This is a genomic window from Acidimicrobiia bacterium, from assembly GCA_009694375.1.
Classification (GTDB): Bacteria; Actinomycetota; Acidimicrobiia; order Acidimicrobiales; family VFJN01; genus VFJN01.
On the sequence record SHVB01000008.1, the window covers coordinates 60131 to 81752 of the forward strand.

The 21622-nt window shown below is 68.0% G+C and carries 23 protein-coding genes and 1 riboswitch; of the genes, 18 read left to right on the forward strand and 5 right to left on the reverse strand.

Translation table 11 applies throughout. The features are described from left to right. The first annotated feature begins 2 nt into the window (after positions 1-2). From carA to EXQ71_07065, 10 genes are all read left to right on the forward strand, one after another. Positions 3-1130: a carbamoyl-phosphate synthase small subunit gene (carA, locus tag EXQ71_07020; protein ID MSO87259.1), complete on the forward strand. Its 1128-nt coding sequence runs from the start codon at positions 3-5 to the stop codon at positions 1128-1130. After that, positions 1130-4444 (forward strand): carbamoyl-phosphate synthase large subunit, encoded by a 3315-nt coding sequence (gene carB / locus EXQ71_07025; protein MSO87260.1) that lies wholly within the window; start codon positions 1130-1132, stop codon positions 4442-4444. Before carA ends, carB begins: the two co-directional genes overlap by 1 nt. Then, the gene (locus EXQ71_07030) at positions 4441-5394 is read left to right on the forward strand and encodes a dihydroorotate dehydrogenase (GenBank protein ID MSO87261.1); all 954 of its coding nucleotides are present in this window, start codon (positions 4441-4443) and stop codon (positions 5392-5394) included. The genes carB and EXQ71_07030 overlap by 4 nt, the downstream gene beginning before the upstream one ends. Beyond that, positions 5391-6104, forward strand: a complete 714-nt coding sequence (gene pyrF, locus EXQ71_07035) for an orotidine-5'-phosphate decarboxylase (protein MSO87262.1) — start codon at positions 5391-5393, stop codon at positions 6102-6104. The genes EXQ71_07030 and pyrF overlap by 4 nt, the downstream gene beginning before the upstream one ends. A 21-nt stretch (positions 6105-6125) precedes the next feature. Next, positions 6126-6440 carry an integration host factor gene (locus tag EXQ71_07040; protein MSO87263.1) on the forward strand — a complete coding sequence of 105 codons (315 nt, stop codon included), beginning with the start codon at positions 6126-6128 and terminating at the stop codon, positions 6438-6440. After that, positions 6376-6987, forward strand: a complete 612-nt coding sequence (locus EXQ71_07045) for a cytidylate kinase (protein MSO87264.1) — start codon at positions 6376-6378, stop codon at positions 6985-6987. Before EXQ71_07040 ends, EXQ71_07045 begins: the two co-directional genes overlap by 65 nt. A gap of 102 nt (positions 6988-7089) precedes the next feature. Continuing rightward, positions 7090-7371, forward strand: coding sequence for a DNA-directed RNA polymerase subunit omega (gene rpoZ / locus EXQ71_07050; protein MSO87265.1), 282 nt, complete (start codon positions 7090-7092; stop codon positions 7369-7371). A gap of 19 nt (positions 7372-7390) precedes the next feature. Continuing rightward, positions 7391-8590: a bifunctional phosphopantothenoylcysteine decarboxylase/phosphopantothenate--cysteine ligase CoaBC gene (gene coaBC / locus EXQ71_07055; protein MSO87266.1), complete on the forward strand. Its 1200-nt coding sequence runs from the start codon at positions 7391-7393 to the stop codon at positions 8588-8590. Then, positions 8587-9783 carry a methionine adenosyltransferase gene (locus EXQ71_07060; GenBank protein ID MSO87267.1) on the forward strand — a complete coding sequence of 399 codons (1197 nt, stop codon included), beginning with the start codon at positions 8587-8589 and terminating at the stop codon, positions 9781-9783. The genes coaBC and EXQ71_07060 overlap by 4 nt, the downstream gene beginning before the upstream one ends. Before the next feature lie 35 nt (positions 9784-9818). Beyond that, positions 9819-11516: a hypothetical protein gene (locus EXQ71_07065; protein MSO87268.1), complete on the forward strand. Its 1698-nt coding sequence runs from the start codon at positions 9819-9821 to the stop codon at positions 11514-11516. A 7-nt stretch (positions 11517-11523) separates the two neighbouring features. On the opposite strand, the gene EXQ71_07070 is transcribed toward EXQ71_07065, so the two are convergent. The 5 genes from EXQ71_07070 to EXQ71_07090 all read right to left on the reverse strand — a co-directional run bounded on the left by EXQ71_07070 (position 11524) and on the right by EXQ71_07090 (position 14943). Then, positions 11524-11853 carry a VOC family protein gene (locus EXQ71_07070; GenBank protein MSO87269.1) on the reverse strand — a complete coding sequence of 110 codons (330 nt, stop codon included), beginning with the start codon at positions 11851-11853 and terminating at the stop codon, positions 11524-11526. Continuing rightward, positions 11850-13079: a GNAT family N-acetyltransferase gene (locus EXQ71_07075; protein MSO87270.1), complete on the reverse strand. Its 1230-nt coding sequence runs from the start codon at positions 13077-13079 to the stop codon at positions 11850-11852. The genes EXQ71_07070 and EXQ71_07075 overlap by 4 nt, the downstream gene beginning before the upstream one ends. Then, positions 13072-13749, reverse strand: a complete 678-nt coding sequence (locus EXQ71_07080) for a TetR/AcrR family transcriptional regulator (GenBank protein ID MSO87271.1) — start codon at positions 13747-13749, stop codon at positions 13072-13074. The genes EXQ71_07075 and EXQ71_07080 overlap by 8 nt, the downstream gene beginning before the upstream one ends. 61 nt (positions 13750-13810) lie before the next feature. Next, positions 13811-14341, reverse strand: coding sequence for a TrmH family RNA methyltransferase (locus EXQ71_07085; GenBank protein MSO87272.1), 531 nt, complete (start codon positions 14339-14341; stop codon positions 13811-13813). Then, positions 14338-14943, reverse strand: a complete 606-nt coding sequence (locus EXQ71_07090; protein ID MSO87273.1) for a methyltransferase domain-containing protein — start codon at positions 14941-14943, stop codon at positions 14338-14340. Before EXQ71_07090 ends, EXQ71_07085 begins: the two co-directional genes overlap by 4 nt. 28 nt (positions 14944-14971) lie before the next feature. Here EXQ71_07090 and def point away from each other — a divergent pair, with 28 nt between their 5' ends. The 8 genes from def to EXQ71_07130 all read left to right on the forward strand — a co-directional run bounded on the left by def (position 14972) and on the right by EXQ71_07130 (position 21574). Continuing rightward, positions 14972-15529 carry a peptide deformylase gene (gene def, locus EXQ71_07095; GenBank protein MSO87274.1) on the forward strand — a complete coding sequence of 186 codons (558 nt, stop codon included), beginning with the start codon at positions 14972-14974 and terminating at the stop codon, positions 15527-15529. 10 nt (positions 15530-15539) lie between these two features. Beyond that, positions 15540-16412: a methionyl-tRNA formyltransferase gene (locus EXQ71_07100; protein MSO87275.1), complete on the forward strand. Its 873-nt coding sequence runs from the start codon at positions 15540-15542 to the stop codon at positions 16410-16412. Then, entirely contained in the window at positions 16409-17515 is a 1107-nt protein-coding gene (locus EXQ71_07105) for a hypothetical protein (GenBank protein MSO87276.1), read from the forward strand. The genes EXQ71_07100 and EXQ71_07105 overlap by 4 nt, the downstream gene beginning before the upstream one ends. Before the next feature lie 27 nt (positions 17516-17542). After that, a complete protein-coding gene (locus EXQ71_07110) occupies positions 17543-18010 on the forward strand; it encodes a MogA/MoaB family molybdenum cofactor biosynthesis protein (protein MSO87277.1) in 468 nt (155 codons plus the stop codon). A gap of 68 nt (positions 18011-18078) precedes the next feature. Next, a riboswitch (FMN riboswitch) is annotated at positions 18079-18208 on the forward strand. 94 nt (positions 18209-18302) lie between these two features. Beyond that, on the forward strand, positions 18303-19286 hold the full coding sequence (gene ribD, locus EXQ71_07115) for a bifunctional diaminohydroxyphosphoribosylaminopyrimidine deaminase/5-amino-6-(5-phosphoribosylamino)uracil reductase RibD (protein MSO87278.1): 984 nt from the start codon (positions 18303-18305) through the stop codon (positions 19284-19286). Then, positions 19286-19861 carry a riboflavin synthase gene (locus tag EXQ71_07120; protein MSO87279.1) on the forward strand — a complete coding sequence of 192 codons (576 nt, stop codon included), beginning with the start codon at positions 19286-19288 and terminating at the stop codon, positions 19859-19861. Before ribD ends, EXQ71_07120 begins: the two co-directional genes overlap by 1 nt. A gap of 1 nt (position 19862) precedes the next feature. Next, positions 19863-21083 (forward strand): bifunctional 3,4-dihydroxy-2-butanone-4-phosphate synthase/GTP cyclohydrolase II, encoded by a 1221-nt coding sequence (locus EXQ71_07125; protein MSO87280.1) that lies wholly within the window; start codon positions 19863-19865, stop codon positions 21081-21083. Beyond that, positions 21080-21574 (forward strand): 6,7-dimethyl-8-ribityllumazine synthase, encoded by a 495-nt coding sequence (locus EXQ71_07130; protein ID MSO87281.1) that lies wholly within the window; start codon positions 21080-21082, stop codon positions 21572-21574. Before EXQ71_07125 ends, EXQ71_07130 begins: the two co-directional genes overlap by 4 nt. Positions 21575-21622: the final 48 nt, after the last annotated feature.

Here is a 21622-nt window from a genome sequence, read left to right on the forward strand (position 1 = left end):
GCGTGCGCGATGCGTTACTGGTCTTGGCCGATGGCACCACCTTTGAGGGTGAGGTCATCGGCGCCGATGACCTGGCGGTGGGCGAGGTGGTCTTCAACACGGTGCTCTCCGGCTACCAGGAGGTGGTCACCGATCCGTCGTACGCCGGTCAGATCATCACCTTCACCTACCCGCACATTGGTAACTACGGCGTGAACCTGGCCGACTTCGAAAGTCGCCGACCGTTCTGTCGGGGGGTGGTGGTGCGGGACTTGGCTCGCCGTCGTTCGAGTTGGCGCAGCGAGGCCGATCTTGGCGCCCAGTTGCGGGCGTATGGGATCCCGGGTATCGCCGGTATCGACACCCGCAAGTTGACCCGTCGCATCCGTGAATTGGGTGCCGTTCCCGGCGCCTTCGGCGCCCTCGACAGACACGGCGAAGCATCCCTGCTCGCCGCCGCCCGGGCCGAACCCGGCACCGACGGCGTGGATCTGGTGGCACAAGTGACCACGCCGCTGGCCTATCGCCTGGCCGACGGCCAGCGACCCCTGGTGGTCGCCTACGACTTCGGCATCAAGCGCACGATCCTGCGCCACCTGGCGTCGTGGTTCGATGTAGAAGTGGTGCCAGCGGATACCTCGGCCGCCGACACCCTCGCTCGGGGACCGGCAGGTGTGTTTCTTTCCAATGGTCCGGGAGACCCCGCGGCGGTGCCCTACGCCCGCGACGCCATCGCCGCGCTGCTGGGGGAGGTACCGATCTTCGGCATCTGTCTCGGTCATCAACTCCTGGGCCGGGCTCTCGGGGCCGACACGGTGAAACTGCCCTTCGGGCATCACGGCGGCAATCACCCGGTGCGGAATCTCGCCACCGGGCGCATCGAGATCACGAGTCAGAACCACAACTTTGCGGTGGACGCCGACAGCCTGGCGGGGCGGGCGGAGATGACTCACGTGAACCTCAACGACGGCGTGTGTGAGGGACTGCGGGTCCTCGACGCCCCCGCCTTCAGCGTGCAACATCACCCTGAGGCCGCCCCCGGACCCCATGACAGCGTCTATTTGTTCGAAGAGTTCGCCACCATGTTGGGTGTCACCCAACCCCGCGCCGCCCCCGCCGGGCTCCCGGTGGCCGAACGGGGCGTGGCCTGATGCCCAAGCGCACCGATATCAAATCGATCCTGCTGATCGGGGCCGGCCCCATCGTGATCGGCCAAGCCTGCGAGTTCGACTACTCCGGGACCCAAGCCTGCAAGGTGCTCGGCGAAGAGGGGTACCGGGTGATCCTGGCCAACTCGAACCCGGCCACGATCATGACCGATCCCGAGTTCGCCGACGCCACCTACATCGAGCCGCTCGATGTGGACATCCTCTGCCGGATCATCGAGCGGGAGCGGCCCGATGCGGTGCTGCCTACCCTCGGCGGACAAACGGCGTTGAACCTCGCGATGGAGTTGGTGGAACGCGGGGCGGTGGGTGTCCCCGGTACGCCCGAGTTGATCGGGGCCAACGCCGAGGCCATTCGCACCGCCGAGGATCGCGAGTTGTTCAAGATCGCCATGCAGGGGATCGGTCTGAGCGTGCCGGAATCCGGCGTGGCTCACTCGATGGCCGAGGCCGAGGTGGTGGCCGCCCGGATCGGGCTACCACTGGTGATCCGCCCGGCCTACATCCTCGGCGGGAAGGGCACTGGGATCGCCAGCACCCCTGAGGAGTTCACGCGGCTGGCGGCCAACGGCATCGCCGCCAGTCCGGTGAAGGAAATCCTCATTGAGCGTTCCATCGCCGGGTGGAAGGAATATGAACTCGAAGTGATGCGGGATACCGCCGACAACTGCGTGATCATCTGTTCGATCGAGAATCTCGATCCGATGGGCGTGCACACCGGCGACTCCATCACCGTGGCTCCTGCGCAGACGCTGAGCGATGTGGAATACCAGTTGATGCGCGACGCGGCCTTTGCTTGTATCCGTCGCGTAGGGGTGGAGACCGGTGGGTCGAATGTGCAGTTCGCTCTCAACCCGGCCAACGGCGACATGGTGATCATCGAGATGAATCCGCGGGTGTCGCGCTCCTCAGCGTTGGCCTCCAAGGCCACCGGGTTCCCGATCGCCAAGATCGCCGCCAAGTTGGCGGTGGGCTACACCCTCGACGAGATCCCCAACGACATCACCCGAGCCACCCCCGCCAGTTTCGAGCCCACCATCGACTACGTGGTGACCAAGGTGCCGCGCTGGGCCTTCGAAAAGTTTCCCGACAGTCCCGGGGTGTTGGGCACCTCGATGCAGTCGGTCGGCGAGGCCATGGCCATTGGCCGCACCTTCCCGGAGTCGATCCAAAAGGCGATGCGGTCGCTGGAACTCGGACGCTACGGCCTGGGCTGCGATCCGGCCGAGCGGGTTCTGGAGGACCTCGACGATGAAGAACTCCTGCGCCGCGCCGCCATCGGGACCCCCGACCGTCCCTTCCAACTCGAGGCGGCCCTGCGCCGGGGGATCTCCGTGGAGGTGCTGGCCGAGCGGACGAAGGTAGACCCCTGGTTCCTCGATCAGATCCTCAGCATCGTGGAGGAACGCGAAGTGCTGGCGGCCGCCGGATTCAGCGGGATGGACCGCCGAGCGTGGCGCCGGGCTAAACGCCTGGGCTACTCCGATGCCCAACTCGGCTGGCTCTGGGACGTACCCGAGGCCGATGTGCGAGCCGCTCGACACCACGCCGGCGTGCGGGCCACCTTCAAAACGGTGGACACCTGCGCCGCCGAGTTCGACGCGCAGACGCCCTACCACTACTCCAGCTATGAAGATGAAGACGAAGTTACCTACTCGGGACGCGAGAAGGTGCTCATCCTGGGTTCGGGCCCCAACCGCATCGGACAAGGCATCGAGTTCGACTACTGCTGCGTGCATGCCAGTTTCGCGCTGGCCGAGGCGGGCTACGAGACGGTGATGCTCAACTGCAACCCCGAAACCGTGTCCACCGACTACGACACCTCCGATCGCCTCTACTTTGAGCCCCTCACCCTGGAAGATGCCCTCAACGTGATCGAGGCCGAACAGGCCTCGGGGACCCTCAAAGGCGTGATCGTGAGTTTGGGAGGACAGACGCCGCTGAAACTGGCTGGGCTACTCCCCGAGGAACTCATCCTGGGCACCTCACCCGAGTCGATTGATCTGGCCGAAGACCGGGAGCGTTGGAACGCCCTTTGTGCCCGACTGGAGATTCCTCAACCGGCCGGGGGTACCGCCACCACCCTCGAGCAGGCTCAGGCCATCGTGGAAAAGATCGGCTACCCCGTGCTCATGCGGCCGTCCTACGTGCTCGGCGGCCGGGCCATGGAAATCGTCTACGACGACCAGTCCCTCAGTGGGGCGATGGAACAACTGGCCCGCTTCGGGAGCCTGGGAAGGGAGGGCGGTCTGTCGGCCGAGCGGCCGGTCTTGGTGGACCGCTTCTTAGAAGATGCTACCGAGGTGGACGTAGACGCCATCCGGGACCACACCGGTGAAGTGATCATCGGCGGGGTCATGGAACACGTGGAGGAAGCGGGGGTGCACTCGGGCGACTCGGCTTGCGCCATTCCGCCCTATTCGCTCTCCCCTGAGACCCTGGCGGTCATTGAGGCCCATACGCGCGCCATCGCTAGCGAACTCGCCGTGCTTGGCCTCATCAACGTGCAGTACGCCGTGAAGGCCAATCAGGTATTCGTGATCGAGGCCAATCCGCGGGCGAGCCGTACCGTACCCTTCGTGGCCAAGGCCACCGGGGTACCCCTCGTGAAGGTGGCGGCGCGGGTGATGGTGGGCGCCACCCTGGAGGAACTCCGCAAGGAGGGTCTGTTGTGCGCCCCTTCGCCGGGTGGCTACGTGGCCGTCAAAGAGGCGGTGCTGCCCTTCAATCGCTTCCCCGATGCCGATTCGGTACTGGGACCGGAAATGCGCAGCACCGGAGAGGTGATGGGCATCGACAGCACCTTCGGGCTGGCCTTCGCCAAGAGTCAGCTCGCCGCCGGCGACCGCCTCCCCTCCACCGGTTGCGTGTTCATGTCGCTGGCCAATCGGGACAAGACCGTGGGGATCGAAGCGGCTCGTAAATTTGTGCAGGCCGGCTTCACTATCGCCGCCACCGGGGGCACGGCCGATGCCCTTGATAGCGCCGGGATCGCCGTGTCCACCCGTGTGGCCAAGGTGGGGGAGGGCACCGGGATGGACGCCGTCGAACTCATCGCGTCGGATCGAGTGCAGTTGGTGGTGAACAGTCCGCGCGGGCGCGGCGCCCGGGCCGATGGCGCCCACATTCGCGCCGCCGCCGCCGCCCACGGCGTGCCGTGCCTCACCACCGCGGCCGCTGGCTTGGCCGCGGCTAGCGGCATCCTGGACCGGGCGGCGCATCAACTCACCGTGCGTACCCTGCAGGAGTATCACCAAGGCATCGACCACGACCGACCCCTGCTGCCCCTCCAAGAATGAAGCCGTCCCGCTTCCCGGAGGTGGACCTGTCCACGATGGTGGGCTCGGTGGCCTTGCCCAATCCGGTCCTTACCGCGTCGGGCACGGCGGGACATGGCGCCGAGTTGGCCCCCTACCTCGATTTGGCCGCGCTTGGGGCCGTGGTGGTGAAGTCGCTCTCGCCACAGGCGTGGGCCGGCAATCCGCCGCTTCGAGTCCATGAGACAACCGGGGGGATGATCAACAGCGTGGGTCTGCAGGGTCCGGGGGTGGAGGCCTGGCTGCTTCATGACTTGCCCCCACTGTTGGCTACGGGCGCCCGCGTGGTGGCTTCCATTTGGGGTCGCAGTGTGGCCGAGTACGAAGCGGCGGCGCGCGCGCTGGCCGATGCTCCCGCCGGGGTCATCGCCGTGGAGGTGAACCTGTCGTGTCCCAACACCGAATCGGGTCGGGATCTCTTCGCCCATTCGGTGACGGCGACGGGTGAGGCCCTTGCCGCCACCGCCGGCTGCAGACGACCGCGCTGGGCAAAACTCAGCCCCAACGTGACCGATCTCGTGCCGATCGCGGCGGCCGCCCAGGCCGGGGGCGCGGAAGCCGTGACGCTGGTGAATACCGTGTTGGGAATGGCGATCGATCCCGAGACCGGGGCCTACCGCCTGGGGTCGGGGGCACGAGGCGGCGGACTCTCGGGCCCGGCGATTCATCCCGTAGCCGTGCGAGCAGTGCACGACGTCCACACCGCCCTCCCTGAGCTGGCCATCGTTGGCGTGGGGGGCGTGAGTAACGGCACGGAGGCGGCCGAGTTGTTGCTGGCCGGAGCCAGCGCAATCCAAGTGGGAACGGCCACCTTCGCTGACCCACGCGCCCCCGCCCGGGTGCTGCACGAGTTACTGGCATGGGCGAATCGCACACATCGAACCCGAATGCGTGACATCGTGGGGACGGCTCATGAAAGGACCACCCCATGACCGCTCAGCCCGCCGCCCCCGAAGCAGTGCGTTCCCGACTCGCCCTCGTACTTGACCTCGACGACGCCGTGGCCGCGCTGTCTCTCGCGCGGGATCTCCAGCCATGGTTCGGTACCGCCAAGGTGGGCCTCGAGTTGTACAGCGCGTCGGGTCCCAACGTGATGGGAGCACTGCAGGAGATGGGCTACGACGTGTTCTGCGACCTGAAGTTCCACGACATCCCTACCACCGTGGAGCGGGCCGCCCGGGTTGTCGGCTCGCTCGGCGCCCACTACCTCAACTTTCATGCCCAAGGCGGCACCACCATGCTCAAGGCCGGAGTGGAAGGCTTTATCTCCGGGGCCGTCAACGCCGGTCTCCCCATCCCAACGGCGTTGGCGGTGACGGTGCTCACCAGCGATGGAGATGCCCCGGCCCACATCCTCCCCAAACGCGTGCAGGCGGCATTGGAGTCGGGGTGTGGCGGCATTGTGTGTGCGGCTTCCGATGTGGCGGAGGCAAAGCAGTACGGACCGCGTCTGTTGACCGTGGTCCCCGGCATCCGTCCGGCGGGTGCTCCGCGCCACGATCAGGCCCGGGCCGCTACCCCCGAGGAGGCCATCACTGCTGGCGCCGACCTGCTGGTGATCGGGCGCGCCGTGACCCACGCCGACGATCCCGCCGCCGCCGCTACCGTCATCGCAGCTGCCGTGGGCGCGTGTGTGCTCTGAGTTTGTGAGTAGGGTCGCCCCATGCCGCAACCTCCCGTTCTGACCGCCGAGCAACGAAGCCAGGCGCTCGTGAAAGCAGCCGAGGCCCGTCGGGCTCGTGCCGAACTCAAGGAAATGCTCAAAATGGGGTCGTTGACCCTCGCCGAACTTCTCGAGCGATCTGGCAGCGACATCAACATCGACAAGATGAAGGTGCTGGCGGTGATCCAATCGTTGCCGGGCGTGGGCAAGGTAAAAGCTCGTCGCACGATGGAGGAGATCGGAATCTCCGATACCCGCCGCGTCAAGGGCCTCGGCCAACAGCAACGCAAGGCGCTCCTGGAAGCGTTTCGCTGATTCGTCGGCGCCGGTGCTGATCACGATTTCGGGGCTGCCCGGCTCCGGCACCACCACGGCTTCCCGTTTGGTATCGGAGGCTCTCGGGCTTGAGCGCGTTCCCGGGGGGGAGGTCTTTCGTCAGTTGGCGGCGGAAGCAGGTATGTCGCTAGCCGGCTTCGGGGCCTACGCCCACGACCATCCCGAGATCGATCGGGAACTCGACCATCGTCTCGAGAGTCGGGCCCGCCAGGGCGACTGCGTAATTGAAGCCCGCCTGGCTGGATGGTTGGCTCAGCAGGCGGGTTTGGCTTCGGTACGGGTGTGGGTGCACTGCGACGACACCGAACGGGCCCGCCGGGTGGCCGAGCGGGATGGCACCACCGTCGATGAGGCGCTGGTCGACAATGCCGAGCGAGCCGTCGTCGAACGACGCCGCTACCAGTCGGTCTACGGCATCAACCTCCTGGATCAGTCGATTTATGACCTCGTACTCGACTCCAGCCGGGAGGCCCCAGAGGTAGTGGCCGAGGCGATCATCGCCCAGGCCCGGGCCACCTTTCCTTGAGGGCCGCTGGACAATGGCGGTGCCGTCGGTCTCCGCTGGTAGCATCTTTGCTCCACCCGCCCTCAACCAAGAGGATCTGCCATGGCATCCCGCCACGACACGATGATGAACCCGCCGATCGAACATCTCCTTGATCGAGCGGGCTCCAAGTTCACCCTGGTAACGCTGGGGGCCAAGCGGGCGCGGGAGATCAATTCGTATTACAACAAATTGTCCGAGACCCTCGGCACGGTGGTGCCGCCGCAGGTCACCTCTTCGGCCCGCAAGTCCCTCTCGATCGCCTTCGAGGAGATCGAGGCCGATAAAATCCTCGGGGTCTGGCCCAAGCCGGAAGAAGAGATCGACCCTGACGCCGAGCCCGAGGGTTCCGAGTCGGCTGAGTAGGCCGCTCCCACCGCAGCTGATGCTCGAGGGCAAGCGCATCGTCCTCGGCGTGTCGGGGGGTATCGCCGCTTACAAGGCGGTGGACGTCTGTCGGCGTCTTGTCGACGCGGGCGCCTATGTGATCCCGGTTCTCACCGAGGGCTCGCAGCATTTCATCGGGCGCACCACCTTCGATGCGTTGGGATCCGAACCGGCGTGGACCGGATTGTGGGACGAGCGACATCCGATTCCCCATACCCACCTGGGTCAGACCGCCGATTTGGTGCTGGTGGCACCGGCCACCGCCCGCGTGCTTGGTCTGTACGCCGGGGGGATCAGCGAGGATCTCCTCACCAACGTGTTGCTGGCCACTCGTGCCCCGGTGCTGGTGTGCCCGGCCATGCACACCGAGATGTGGGAACACCCTGCCGTGCGCGACAACCTTCGCCTCCTGCGCTCCCGTGGGGTGCACGTGGTGGAACCTGAGAGTGGTCGCCTAGCCGGCGGTGATGTGGGCACTGGACGCCTAGCGGACCCGGCCGTCATCGTGGCGGCCGTGGAGCACCTCCTAGCCAGCGAGGAGCACCTCGACCTCACCGGTGTTCGTCTCGTGGTCACCGCCGGGGGCACCCGGGAACCGATCGATCCAGTGCGCTTCATTGGCAACCGCTCCTCCGGCAAGCAGGGCCACGCCATCGCCGCCGAGGCAGCCGCCCGGGGGGCGAAGGTCACCCTCGTCACCACGTCGGCTTCCCCCGCGGCCGCCGAGATCGATCTCGTGCGAGTGGATACGGCGGCCGAAATGGCCCACGCATTGGAAGCTCGCGCGGAGCAAGCCGACGTAATCGTGATGGCCGCGGCGGTGGCAGACTTTCGCCCGGTGACGGTGGCTACCGACAAGATCAAGAAATCTGGGGGCGTGCCGGAGATCACCTTGGAGGCCACCCCCGATATTCTCGCCGATCTCGCCGCCCGCCGGCGGGCCGGTCAGATCATCGTGGGGTTTGCCGCGGAGACGAGCGATCTGCGCGGCAACGCCGCCGAAAAACTTCGCCGCAAGGGCATCGATCTCATCGTGGCCAACGATGTCTCGGCCCCTGGCGTGGGTTTCGAGCACGACACGAACGAGGTGGTCATCCTGGGAGCCGATGGATCGGTCCAAGATGTCCCCCTCGCCGATAAACGGGTCATCGCCCGTGCCATTCTCAATGTTGTATCAACACTAAGGAGCAAGCCGTGACCCGCCAGTGGACCTTCACCTCGGAGTCTGTGACCGAGGGCCACCCCGACAAGATGGCCGACCAGATCTCCGACTCGATTCTGGACGCCATCCTGGCGGAGGACCCGATGGCCCGCGTGGCCTGCGAGACGATGGTCACCACCGGATTGGCGATCGTGGCTGGTGAGATCACCACCACGGCCTACGTCGAGATCCCCTCCATCGTGCGCAACACGATCAAGAGCATCGGCTACGACCGTGAGTCGGTGGGTTACGACGGCAACACCTGTGGCGTGATCACTTCGATCGACCCGCAGTCGCCCGACATCGCCCAGGGCGTAGACACCGCCATGGAGACCCGTACCGGCGTATCGGGCGAGGATCTTCTCAACAGTCAGGGCGCTGGCGATCAGGGCATGATGTTCGGGTATGCGGTGAAAGAGACCGAAGACCTCATGCCGCTGCCGATTTGGCTGGCCCATCGCCTCGCCGAACGGCTCGCCGACGTGCGGAAGTCGGGTGTGCTCCCGTACCTGCGCCCCGACGGCAAGACGCAGGTCACGGTGGACTACGAGGGCAACACGCCCACACGCCTCACCACCGTGCTCATCTCCACCCAGCACCAGCCCGGTATCGATGCCGAGACGCTCATCAAGCCCGATCTCATCGAACACGTGATCACCCCGCTGCTGCCTACCAACATCGACACCTCCGACTTCCGGGTGCTGGTGAACCCCACCGGCAACTTCGAGTTGGGTGGCCCCTACGCCGACTGTGGCCTCACTGGTCGCAAGATCATCGTGGACACCTACGGCGGAGCCGCTCGCCACGGCGGTGGAGCCTTCTCCGGCAAGGACCCGTCCAAGGTGGACCGCTCCGCCGCCTACGCGGCCCGCTGGGTGGCGAAGAACGTGGTGGCCGCCGGGGCGGCTGATCGCTGCGAGGTGCAGGTGGCCTACGCCATTGGTGTCGCCCAGCCCGTATCGATCCTGGTGGAGACCTTCGGGACCGAGACGGTGGAGGAGGCCAAGATCAGCCAGGCCGTACGCGATGTGTTCGACCTGCGACCGGCCGCCATCATCCGCGATCTCGATCTGCGCCGGCCGATCTACCAAAAGACCGCCGCCTACGGGCACTTCGGGCGACCGGACAAGGATTTCACCTGGGAGCAGACCACCCGGGTCGACGACCTGAAATCCGCCCTCGGCTTGTAGTGCCGTCGCCGCTCGTCGTTCGCGTCCTTCCGGACGTGCCGGCGATCGACAAGACCTTCGACTACCTGGTCCCGGACGCCGTTCGGGACCAGGTGCGCGTGGGCGACATGGTGCGCATCGCGTTGCATGGTCGCCGAGTGGGGGGCTGGGTCATGGCGGTGGACGTGGAGCCACCGGCCGGAGTGGCGCTACACCCGTTGGTGAAACGCAGTGGTCTGGGTCCCACCGCTGATCTGTTGGAACTGGCGGAGTGGGGGGCGTGGCGGTGGGCCGGACGTCCGGCATCCTTTCTGAAAACGGCCAGTCCGGAGCGAATGGTGGCCGTACTACCGGACCCGCCTCCCTCGGCCCGGCCTGCCCCGAGCCATGAACTCCTGGCGCGGGCAGTAGCGGGCCCCCGGTCGGTGTTACGTCTGCCTCCGGCCACGAATCTCGTGCACGTAGCCCTGGCGGCGGCGGGATGCGGCAACGCGCTGGTGCTCTGCCCCAGCCAGGCGTTGGTGCGGCGGGTGGCCCATGGCCTCACCCGCGCCGGGGTGGCGGTGGCGGTGTACCCACAGGACTGGGCCCGGGGGGCGGCGGGCGCCACCGTGGTGGGCACGCGAGGAGCGGCGTGGGCCCCGGTGGGGGATCTGGCGGCGGTGGTGGTGCTCGACGAGCACGATGAGGGACATCAGCAGGAGCAGGCCCCCACCTGGCACGCCCGGGATGTGGCGGTGGAACGAGCCGCTCGGGCGGGAGTGCCCTGTGTCCTCACCAGTGCCTGCCCCAGCCTGGAGGCATTGGCGTGGGGCACCCTGCTGCCCGCTGATCGCCGACGAGAGCGGGCCGGATGGCCAGTGGTGGAGGTGGTGGATCGACGCCGAGGCGATCCGCGTCGCGAGGGCCTCTATTCCGAAGCCTTGGTGCGACTACTGCGCTCGGACCAGCGGGTGCTGTGCGTACTGAATCGCACCGGTCGGGCTCGCCTGCTGGCCTGCACGGCCTGTGGGGAACTGGCCCGCTGTGATGCCTGTGCGGCGGCGGTGGAGCAACCGGAGAGTGAACTGCACTGCCGACGATGTGGCGCCGCCCGACCACCGATCTGCTTGTCCTGTGGGGCGGCCCGCTTCCGGAACGCCCGGGTGGGGGTAACCCGGGTGCGGGAGGAACTTGAGGCACTAGTGGGGGAGCCAGTCACCGAATTGACCGCTCGCTCCGAGCCCGGGGCTTCGGCCACGAGGGTGGTGGTGGGTACCGAGGCGGTGCTCCAGCGCATCGATCGCGCTGACGTCGTGGCCTTCCTTGACCTAGACCAGGAACTGTTGGCGCCGCGCTACCGGGCCAGCGAGCAGGCCCTGGCGCTGCTCGCCCGGGCGGCCCGGGTGGTGGCGGCGTCGGGACCGGCGGGTGATCGGGCGGCGGGGCGGCTTCTCCTCCAAACCCGCAGCCCCGACCACGAAGTGGTCCAGGCCGTCGTGCGCGCCGACGTCAGTGGCGTGAGCAACGCCGAGCGCGGACGGCGGGAGCTTCTCCGCTTTCCCCCCTTCACGGCCCTGGCTGAGGTATCCGGAGCGGCGGCAGCGGCTTATGTGGAGGCGTTGGGCACACCTGAGGGCGTCGAAGTCGTCGAGAGCGCGGACGGCCATTGGTTGGTGCGCGCCCCGGATCAGGCGTCGCTCAGCAACGCCCTTACCTCCGTCCGTCGGCCCCCGGGTCGGCTCCGCATCGAGGTCGACCCGCTCCGGGTCTAGGGCTGGCCTACCGGCCGGGGGCGGGCTGCCAGCGCTCGAAGCGGTTGCCTTCGCGGTCCATGGCCCGGGCGAAGCGGCCGTCATCGACGCCGTAGTTGACCATGTAGTCGGGCTGAGTGGGGCCGAAGCCGGCGGTCTCACGGTCGAACGCCGCCCACCGGGTGGGTCCGAGCTTGGCGGTGGCGGCGTTGGTGACCGGAAGGCCCAACACCGTCTGGTACCAGCGGGCGAGTCGGTCACGATGCGTGGCGCCGATGAACACGCCACCGATCCCCGTGACGTGTCCCGGGCGCGGGTTCTCGTCGCCGGCCCTGCGGCCAGGCCGACACGCCGTCAGTAGGTGGTGGGTGACCAGGGGGCGATCGGCGTGGCCAGCAGCGAGCTGAGCCGACCGACGCCCCCGGGGGAGTCCTCGTCGATCCATCCGGCCTCGTGGAGCCGGCCGACGGACGGGCCGCCGAGGTGCAGGGCCCCTAGGGCGCTGATCGGAAGGCGGACGTCGGCCGAGTCGGTGGTGGGGACGGCTTGGCTCCCGTCAGGCCCGAGCTCGATGCGCCAGCGTCCGGTGGTGAATCCGAGCCCGTCGACCACCTCGACGACCGCCCGGCGCTCGTCGGCCGTGCGGTAGGCGCCAAAGGTGGAGGGAACGTCGAGGATCCGTGACCAGATGACGTCGAACCGATCGCGTGCCACCGCGGCGCGCCCGTCGACCAGGAAGTAGGGGAGGGGATCGTCGACGCCTCGATCTACGGCCACCACCGTGCTGATCCAGTCGGTCTCGCACAGGTGACGCCACAGCTCCCGCTCTGCCTCCGGGGTGGCGCCGACGAGAAGGGTGACCTCGATGGTGCCGCGAGGGCGGTTGTCGATCCAGGCATCCCTGACCTTGTAGGCCGCTGCCCCGAGCACGGTGCCATGGTGGTCTCGCCAGACGACTCCGCGGCGGAGCCCGGGGGGATCGGTGGAGCCCGGATCCGGCACCGTGCCAGCGAGGCGGTCCCACACGGCGGGAAGGCGGGTGACCGCACCGGGCGTGCGGGCCCCGCGTAGGTCGTGCGCCGCTTCGAGATGGGGGCGCAGCTGGTCCGGCGTGACCAGCTCGATCGCCCCGGTCGGGGGGGCGATGAACTCGGCGCTGAGGGCATCCACTCGCCAGGTGCAGGCCTCCACCGACGGCCCGTACCCGTAACGACCGTAGATGGGCCACTCGGCCGAGATGAGCGTGGCGATCGGTCGCTCCTCGGCCGCGATGGCTGTGAGCTGGGCCTCCACCAGCTTCCGCAGGTACCCGCGTCGCCGGTGGGTGGCGGCCACCGCGACCGGGCCGACGAGCCCGGCCGGGAGCACTCCACCAGGGACCGAGAGGTCGCCGTGGAACCATCGGACGACGCCCCCGAGCGTCCCGTGCTCGTCGAAGGCGCCGTGGGTGCGCTCCGGCTCGAACTCGGCGCCCCAGGCATCCTGCACTTCGTCACGCGCGTCGGTGAGCATGGCGCGGCCGATGAGACGAACACCGGCAGGTACCTCCTCGGCCGTGAGCGTGCGGACAGTGGGTTCAGGCATGGCGGCACGCTAGGGGACCGAGGGTGAGCCAGCGCCGCGGATTTACGCCGGAGGGTCCGGTCGGAGCCCGTGGAGTAGACGGTGGGGGCGTGATCGCTTCGAGTCGCATGGCCCGTCGGAAGGCCCCCCACACCACCGCCACCTCGGAGTGAGCGTCGAGGATGCTGATGCGCGGGACGGCCGAATCCAGGTGTGCCTCGACGAAGGCTCGGCATCCCCGCACCAGGCTTTCGAAGGTCTCCGACTCAGCCCAAGCGGAGAAGAGCGCGGCTCCCACGACGTCGGTGACCGGCCGCTTGACGTCCTCGACGACGGCCCGAAAGAGGTCGTCCTTGTCGCGGAAGCGGTGGGAGAGGGCGCCTTCGGTGACGCCGGCGTGACGGGTGATCGCCTCCACCGGGGTGGAGGCGTACCCCCGCTCACCGAACAGGGCGCGGGTGGACACGATGAGGTCCCGGCGCGTCGCCTCGGCTGGCGCGGCCTTCGACGGCTTGACGAGCGGGCGCGGCGCGGGGGAATGAGCGCCGCCGAGCTCCAGGGGATCTCGCGGAACTCCAGCCAGATCCTGTCCGACCTGGGGCCGGAGATCCGGTGGCTGCAGAGTTACGTCACCGACGACAAGATCTCCTGCGTCTACGGGGCGCCCGATGAGGACATGATCCTCGAGCACGCTTGGTGGGGTGACTTTCCGGCCAACCGCGTGACCCGGGTGTGAGCCATGATCGACCCGTCTAGCGCGGAGTAGTCCAGCCGGCTCGCCGCACCTCGTAGCAGGCGATCGACGCGGCCGTGGCCACGTTGAGCGAGCCGACCCTGCCCAGCAGAGGGAGGAAAGCGACGGCGTCAACGGCGGCGAGGACCCCGGAGGTGCACCCCCGGTCCTCGTGGCCCACGAGCAGACAGGTGGCCTCGGTGAGGCGGACCTCGTGGAGGGGCACCGCTTCGTCGGCGAGCTCCACGGCCACCACCTGATAGCCCGCAGCGCGGGCGGCAGCGATCGCATGAACGCCGTCGTCGACTCGGTGGAAGGTGAGGTAGCGCTGCGTGCCCAGGGCGGTCTTGCCGACCTTGCTGTCCTCTGGATCGGGCGTGCGCCCGCTCAGCCAGACGTCGTCCACCCGCAGCGCGGCGGCGGTGCGAATGATGGCCCCCACGTTGAACGGACCCTGGACGTCGTCGAGCACGAGCGCCAGTCGTCCCTCGCTGCGGCGGCGCCACTCCCGGTGGAGGCGCTTCATACCGGTGCCGTCTAATTGTTTCACCCTCGCTTCACCAGCAACAGGCGGTAACCGGTGCGGGAACCCAACCGGGTAGCCCCGAAGCCCTCGGCTTCGAACCAGCGTTGGAGCGAATCAGCCCCCAAGTGCTTCTGGACGACCACCACGGCACTCCCGGTGGGGGTGAGGCGAGCCAACCAGGTCCGCAGCATGACATGGAGGGCGGGCTTGCCGATACGGATCGGCGGGTTGGACCACAACAGGTCCACCGTGATCTCGGGGGGAACCTCCCCCGCCAGTGCGATGTGCACGTTGGTGGCTTTATTGGTCGCGGCGTTGGCCCGACAGAGGTCGAGAGCGCGGGCGTTCACATCCACCGCCCACACCTTGGCCGCTGGGGAGCGCAGAGCCAGGGTGCAGGCAATCGGGCCGTAGCCACAGCCGAGATCGACAAAGGTGCCGGTGGTCGGTGGCGTGGGGGCTTCCAGTAGCAGGTATTTCGTACCGGCGTCCACCCGCGAGGCGGAAAACACCCCCCGATCGGTGGTGAGGGTGAGGGAACGGTCGGGGAGGTCGAGGCGAATAGTGGTAGCGCGGGAGGGCCCGTGTGGCTCGGCATCGAAATAGTGCCCCACCGGTTCTGGCATACGGGGAACCTACCGGTAGCCTGGGGCCATGTCCTCGCCCTATGAGATCCGACTGATCGGCGATCCCGTGCTCCGAGAGCGATCCAGCGAGCTCACCGAGATCGATGGCCGCCTCGCCCGCCTCGCCGATGACATGGTCACCACGATGTACGACGCCTCGGGGGTGGGCCTCGCCGCCCCGCAGGTGGGGGTCCAGAAGCGCCTCTTTGTGTACGACACGGGTGAGGGACCCCAGGCGATCGTCAACCCCGAGGTTCGCGAGGCGAGGGGCGAATGGACCTACGAAGAGGGGTGTCTTTCCATTCCCGGGCTGTACTTCACCGTGATCCGAGCGAAGGAAATCCACCTCGTCGGGTTCGACCTCGACGGTCAGGAGCTCTCGATCGAAGCCAATGAGTACTCGGCGCGTTGTTTCCAGCACGAGTTGGACCATCTCGACGGCGTCTTGTTCATCGACCGTCTCAACGAGGACGACCGCAAGGCGGCGATGAAGATCATCCGCGAGCAGAAGCTGCAGGCCGATGATCACCTAGACGCCGACATCGCCACCCCCAACGCCGCGCGCGGTCGCTTCACCCTCCGCTGATTTCGTTGCGATGACCATCGCGCTGGCCCCCGCGGGCCCAGTGACCCGGGTGGCCTACCTCGGCACCCCCCAGCTGGCGGTGACACCGCTGCGCGCCCTGCGGGCGGCGGGTATCGAGGTGGCCCTGGTGGTGTCCCAGCCCGATCGTCGCCGAGGGCGCGGCCGCGCCGTGACGGCCTCGCCGGTGAAACAAGCGGCGCTGGATCTGGGCCTGCCGGTGAGCGACGACGTGGCCGCGGTGGCCGCGGCGGGGGTGAACCTCGCGGTGGTGGTGGCCTTCGGTCGGCTGATTGGCCGCCCGGTGCTCGAGGTGGTGCCGATGGTAAATCTGCACTTCTCCCTCCTGCCGCGATGGCGAGGGGCCGCCCCGGTGGAACGGGCGATCCTGGCGGGCGACTCCCGCACCGGAGTAGATCTCATGGCGGTGGAGGAAGCCCTCGACACCGGTGGCATCTATCAGCGACGCGAGGTGCCTATCGGTCCCGACGACACCCTGGAGCACCTGCGGGCGACGCTGGTGGAGGCGGGTACGGCCATGCTGGTGGAGGAATTGCAGCGGGGCCTCGGGGTGGCCAACGCCCAACACGGCGAGCCCACCTACGCCGCCAAGATCACCCCCGAGGAGCGGGAGTTGCGCTGGAGTGAAGCGGCGGTGTCCGTGCATCGAGTGGTGCGGCTCGGCGGGGCGTGGACCACCCATCACGGTAAACGACTCAAGGTGTGGCGCACGCATGTGCCCCCCCAAGGGGATGGCCCCGTGGTGGCCGCCGGTGACGGTCCGGTCGAACTCGTCGAGGTGCAACCCGAGGGGAAGGCGCCCATGGCGGCGAGCGCCTGGGCAAACGGGGCCCGCTGGCGGCCCGGCGATGGTCTCGGATCGTGAGTGTTACGGCGCGCGCCCTGGCGCTCGATGCCCTCGAGCGCATCGAGCGCGACGGTGCCTACGCCAACCTGTTGTTACCCGAGATGCTCAGCCGCACCGGCTTGGCGCCGCGCGACCGTAACTTCGCTACCGAACTCGTCTACGGCGGCACCCGCATGCGTCGGGCCTGCGACTTCCTCGTGGACCGCTTCTTGACCCGTGACATCGAGCCCCGGGTGCGCAACGCGTTGCGCCTGGGGGCCTACCAACTGCACTTTCTCGCCATGAAGCCCCACGCCGCCGTGGGGGAAACGGTGGAGGTGACGCCCAAGGCGGCCCGCGGCCTCGTGAACGCCGTGTTGCGTCGCGTGGCTGAGCATCCGGTGATCTGGCCCGATGACGCCACCCGGTTGAGTTATCCAGACTGGATTGTGGCGGCTCTCGAAGCCGACTTGGGGAAGGAGGCCGCCCACGCCGCGCTGGCGGTCATGAACGAAGCGCCCTCGGTGACCGAGCGCTCCGATGGCTACGTGCAGGACCTCGCCTCGCAGTGGGTGGCAACGGCGGTGGGGGCCCAGGACGGTGATCGGGTGGCCGATCTCTGCGCCGCCCCGGGGGGTAAGGCCACCATGCTGGCCGCCACCGGCGCCCGGGTGGTGGCGGCTGACATCCGACCCGGACGCGTCGGCCTCATCAGGAGCAACGCTCCGGGCTTGGCCGTGCTGGCCGCTGACGCGGCCCGCCCGCCCTTTGCACCGGGCTGCTTTGATCGGGTGCTCATCGATGCCCCCTGTTCGGGCCTCGGCACGCTCCGGAGGCGCCCGGATGCTCGCTGGCGAATCGACGCGGCTGCCCCGGCGCGCCTAGCGGCGGTTCAGAAACAATTGGTGAGCGCGGCCGTCGGTCTGCTTCGTCCGGGTGGAACCCTCGTTTACGCCGTGTGCACCTTGACCGACGCCGAAGGTCGTGGGATCGACGATCATCTCGCCGCCACGTCTCCGGAACTGGAACCGCTCGAGCCGCTTTCGGCTCCGTGGGAGCGGTGCGGGCGTGGCCTCCGTCTGCTGCCTCAAGCCGCCGGCACCGATGGGATGTACCTCCTGCGGCTTCGTCGCCGGGCCTGAGGGAACCGCGCGGGGCAGACTGGCGCGATGGTGCTGCTGGCGAAGGTAATCACGGTGTCCGATGGGGTGGCGGAAGGGTCGCGGGAAGACCGCTCCGGGGCGGCCCTCGAGGCCTATCTGAGCGAGGCCGGGTTTACGGTGGTGGCCCGCATCGTGACCGCCGATGGTGTCGAGGCCGTGGCGGAGACACTGGGTGCGGCCTGTGCGGGATTTGCCGGCCTCGTGGTGACCACGGGGGGTACCGGCTTTGGACCCCGGGATCTCACGCCGGAGGGCACGCGGGCGGTGATGGACCGTGAGGCGCCGGGGTTGGCCGAGGCCATGCGCCTCGTCAGTCCGTTGGGGCGCCTCTCGCGAGCGGTGGCGGGCACAGTGGGTGCCTGCCTCGTGGTGAACACGCCGGGATCATCCACGGGGTGCATCGAGACGCTGGCGGCCGTGGTGGATGTCGTACCCCATGCGTTGGACCTGTTGCAGGGAGGCCGACCCCATTAGGGCGGACGAGGCCAATCCTCGGTGGAACTAGAACGTGTTCTAGTTGTAGGGTGAAGGCACAATTGAGCAAACCCTCGCGGGGTTGGGTGAAACTCCCGACCGGCGGTGTAGCCCGCGAACCTCCCCACCACCAGTGGGGCGGCCGATCCGGTGTGAATCCGGAGCCGACGGTGAAAGTCCGGATGGGAGCGAGGACGCCCGGTGGTCGACCTTCGGTCGGCGGCCGTCGTCACCCCGCGCGTGGCCGAGCCAGCCCGGAGATGACATGACCACCGCATCCGATACCGAGCGCATGACCCGAGCCCTCGTGTTGGCGGCCGCCGTGCGGGCCGCCGCCCCCCCGAATCCCTGGGTGGGTTGCGTGATCGAAACGCCCACCGGCGACGTGTTCGAGGGGGCGACCCACGCCGTCGGGGGTCCGCACGCCGAGGCGGTAGCCCTGGCGACGGCGACCGGCCACGATCTCGCCGGCGCCACGGCCTGGGTCACCCTCGAGCCCTGCTCTCATGCCGGACGGACGCCGCCGTGTGTGGATGCCCTCATCGCCGCCGGCGTGGCCCGGGTGGTGATCGGCCTGGAAGATCCCGATACCCGAGTGCAGGGTCGGGGGATTGAGCGGCTGATGGCGGCGGGCATCGATGTGATCGTGGGGGTGCTCGCCGACGAGGGCGCCCGCCTGCTGGCGCCTTACCTCCATCACCGCCGGACCGGTCGTCCCTACGTGGTCCTCAAGACCGCAACGTCCCTCGACGGCCGTACCGCCGCCCCCGACGGGTCCAGCCAGTGGATCACTGGGCCCGCGGCCCGGGCGGATGGCCACGGCCTGCGCGCCGAGAGCGACAGCATTCTGGTGGGCGCCGGTACCGTGCGGATCGACGACCCCAGCCTGACCGTGCGCGACGCCCCCGCCCCGCGCGGCGACCCGGTGCGGGTGGTGCTCGGCGAGGCACCCGCCACCGCCCGGGTGCACCCGTGTCTTGAACGCGGCGGTGATCTCGGAGCGGTGCTCGACGAACTCGGCGCCCTGGGCCATCTCCAACTCCTCGTCGAGGGTGGTCCCACCGTGGCTCACGCCTTTCATGCCGCCGGGCTCGTGAACCGCTACGTCGTCTATGTCGCCCCCTGCCTCTTGGGGGGCGACGATGCGCCCGGCGTTTTCAGCGGCCCCGGTGCCCCGCGCCTGGACACCATCACCCGGGGTCGGATTCAGTCGGTGCGACGGCTCGGCGAAGATCTTCGTATCGATCTGGTACCCCACCCCTCGGAGGCCCCCTGATGTTCACCGGAATCATCGAGGAACTCGGTACGGTGCTGTCCCGCCAAGGCCCGCGGCTTCGCATCGGAGCCCACACCGTGCTCGAGGACGTGACCATGGGTGCCTCCATCGCCGTGAACGGCACCTGCCTCACCGTGGTGGGGTGGTCGGTGGAGGAGGGGTGGTGGGAGGCCGATGTGGTGGAAGAGTCCTACGCCCGCACCGCCCTCGGAGCGCTTGACGCGGGCCACCGGGTGAATCTGGAGCGACCGGTGCGCATGAGCGACCGTCTCGGAGGACACCTGGTCCAGGGGCACGTAGACGGGGTGGGCACCATCGTGGTGGGTGCGCCGGATCTACGGATTCGGTGTGCCACGGGCCTTCTGCGCTACATCGTGGAGAAGGGTTCCATCACCATCGACGGCATCAGCCTCACCGTGGTGGTTCCCACCCCCGAAGGCTTTACCGTGGCGGTCATTCCGCACACCGCCGCCGTCACCACCCTCGGTCTGAAAGGCCCCGGCGATCCCGTGAATCTTGAAGTCGACATCACGGCCAAGTACGTGGAACGGCTTCTCTCCTGGAAGGATGACTGACATGGCCTTTGCTCGGATCGAAGATGCGGTGGAGGCCTATGCCCGGGGAGAGATCCTCGTGGTGGTGGACGACGAGGATCGCGAGAACGAAGGCGACCTGATCCAAGCGGCGGAGTTCGCCACCGCCGAGAGCATCGCCTTTTTCCTCCATCACACCTCGGGCTACCTCTGTGCTCCCATCACCGCCGAACGGGCCGCCGAACTCGACCTCCCGCCGATGGTGGCGGAAAATACCGAGAGTCAGCGCACCGCGTTCCTCGTGACGGTGGACTACCGCCACGGCACTTCCACCGGCATTTCCGCCCACGATCGCTGCGCCACCGTACGGGCCCTATGCGACCCGACCATCCGTCCGGGCGATCTGGCCCGACCGGGCCACATCAACCCGCTCATGGCCCGCGAGGGCGGGGTGCTCAAACGCGCTGGCCACACCGAGGCCACCGTGGACCTGTGCCGAATGGCGGGGTTGTACCCAGCCGGCTTGCTCTGCGAGATCGTGGACTCGGACAAACAAGACATGGCGCGCGTTCCCGAACTCGAACGCTTTGCCGAGCAGCACGGTCTGCTCATGATCTCCATCGCCGATCTCGTGCGTTACCGACGCCAGAACGAGAAACTGGTGCGCCGCATCGGCGAGGCCCGTATTCCCACGCAGTGGGGCGATTTCACCTGCTACGCCTACGAGTCGCTCCTCGACGGCGAACAGCACGTGGCCATGGTGAAGGGAACGGTGGCGGGGGAAGCCAACGTGCTGGTTCGGGTGCACAGTGAATGTCTCACCGGCGACGTGTTCGGTTCGCTGCGCTGCGACTGCGGCGTCCAACTCGACTCGGCCATGGCAATCATGGCCGAGGAAGGCCATGGCGTGGTGGTCTATCTGCGTGGCCATGAAGGGCGCGGCATCGGCATTGGTCACAAGATCCGGGCGTACGGGCTCCAAGAGAAAGGCCGGGACACGGTGGACGCCAATCTGGATCTGGGGCTTCCCGAGGACAGCCGTGAGTACGGCATCGGAGCACAGATTCTTGTGGACTTGGGCGTAACCACCATGCGGATCATCACCAACAACCCGAGCAAATACGGCGGCCTCGAAGGCTTCGGTCTGGAGATCACCGAGCGGGTGCCCTCGATCGTGTCGGTGAACCCGGAGAACTTGGCCTACCTGCGCACCAAACGCGAGCGGATGGGTCATCTCCTCGAGGGTCTGGACGACGTGTTGTGACCACGGGGGATCACGGCGCCGCCGCCCCACCGGGTCTTGACGGCACCGGATTGCGGATCGGCGTAGTCCGGGCCCGGTGGAACTCGCCCGTCGTGGACCGTCTCGCGGCCGGGGTGGGGCGCGGCTTGGCGGGCCTCGGGGTGCGGCCCGAAGACGTAGTGGATGTGGAAGTGCCGGGCAGTTTCGAGCTTCCGATGGGGGCTCGCCTCCTGGCCGCATCCGGGAAGGTCGACGCGGTGATCTGCCTCGGCTCGGTGATCCGGGGGGAGACGTCGCATTACGAACTCGTAGCCGGCCAAGCCGCGGCGGGGATTCAGGAGGTGCAACTCGCCACGGGGGTACCGGTGGCCTTTGGCATCCTTACTACCGAGGATGAAGCCCAGGCCCTCGCCCGGTCCGAGGACGCCGAGGGCCACAACGTGGGCTACGACACCGCCGTGGTGGCCGTAGAGATGGCGCGCCTCGCGCAGCAGTATCCCTGCTCGTCCTGACCGAAAGGGCACTACGGTCGGGGCCCACGATCGCACCGAGGGGGATCC

What these genes read in the sequence shown, in the direction of transcription:
- carB (MSO87260.1), top strand. Translation starts at nt 1,130, where the DNA reads ATGCCCAAGCGCACCGATATCAAATCGATCCTGCTGATCGGGGCCGGC.
- EXQ71_07030 (MSO87261.1), top strand. Translation starts at nt 4,441, where the DNA reads ATGAAGCCGTCCCGCTTCCCGGAGGTGGACCTGTCCACGATGGTGGGC.
- pyrF (MSO87262.1), top strand. Translation starts at nt 5,391, where the DNA reads ATGACCGCTCAGCCCGCCGCCCCCGAAGCAGTGCGTTCCCGACTCGCC.
- EXQ71_07040 (MSO87263.1), top strand. Translation starts at nt 6,126, where the DNA reads ATGCCGCAACCTCCCGTTCTGACCGCCGAGCAACGAAGCCAGGCGCTC.
- rpoZ (MSO87265.1), top strand. Translation starts at nt 7,090, where the DNA reads ATGATGAACCCGCCGATCGAACATCTCCTTGATCGAGCGGGCTCCAAG.
- coaBC (MSO87266.1), top strand. Translation starts at nt 7,391, where the DNA reads ATGCTCGAGGGCAAGCGCATCGTCCTCGGCGTGTCGGGGGGTATCGCC.
- EXQ71_07075 (MSO87270.1), bottom strand. Translation starts at nt 13,079, where the DNA reads ATGCCTGAACCCACTGTCCGCACGCTCACGGCCGAGGAGGTACCTGCC.
- EXQ71_07090 (MSO87273.1), bottom strand. Translation starts at nt 14,943, where the DNA reads ATGCCAGAACCGGTGGGGCACTATTTCGATGCCGAGCCACACGGGCCC.
- def (MSO87274.1), top strand. Translation starts at nt 14,972, where the DNA reads ATGTCCTCGCCCTATGAGATCCGACTGATCGGCGATCCCGTGCTCCGA.
- EXQ71_07100 (MSO87275.1), top strand. Translation starts at nt 15,540, where the DNA reads ATGACCATCGCGCTGGCCCCCGCGGGCCCAGTGACCCGGGTGGCCTAC.
- EXQ71_07110 (MSO87277.1), top strand. Translation starts at nt 17,543, where the DNA reads ATGGTGCTGCTGGCGAAGGTAATCACGGTGTCCGATGGGGTGGCGGAA.
- ribD (MSO87278.1), top strand. Translation starts at nt 18,303, where the DNA reads ATGACCCGAGCCCTCGTGTTGGCGGCCGCCGTGCGGGCCGCCGCCCCC.
- EXQ71_07120 (MSO87279.1), top strand. Translation starts at nt 19,286, where the DNA reads ATGTTCACCGGAATCATCGAGGAACTCGGTACGGTGCTGTCCCGCCAA.
- EXQ71_07125 (MSO87280.1), top strand. Translation starts at nt 19,863, where the DNA reads ATGGCCTTTGCTCGGATCGAAGATGCGGTGGAGGCCTATGCCCGGGGA.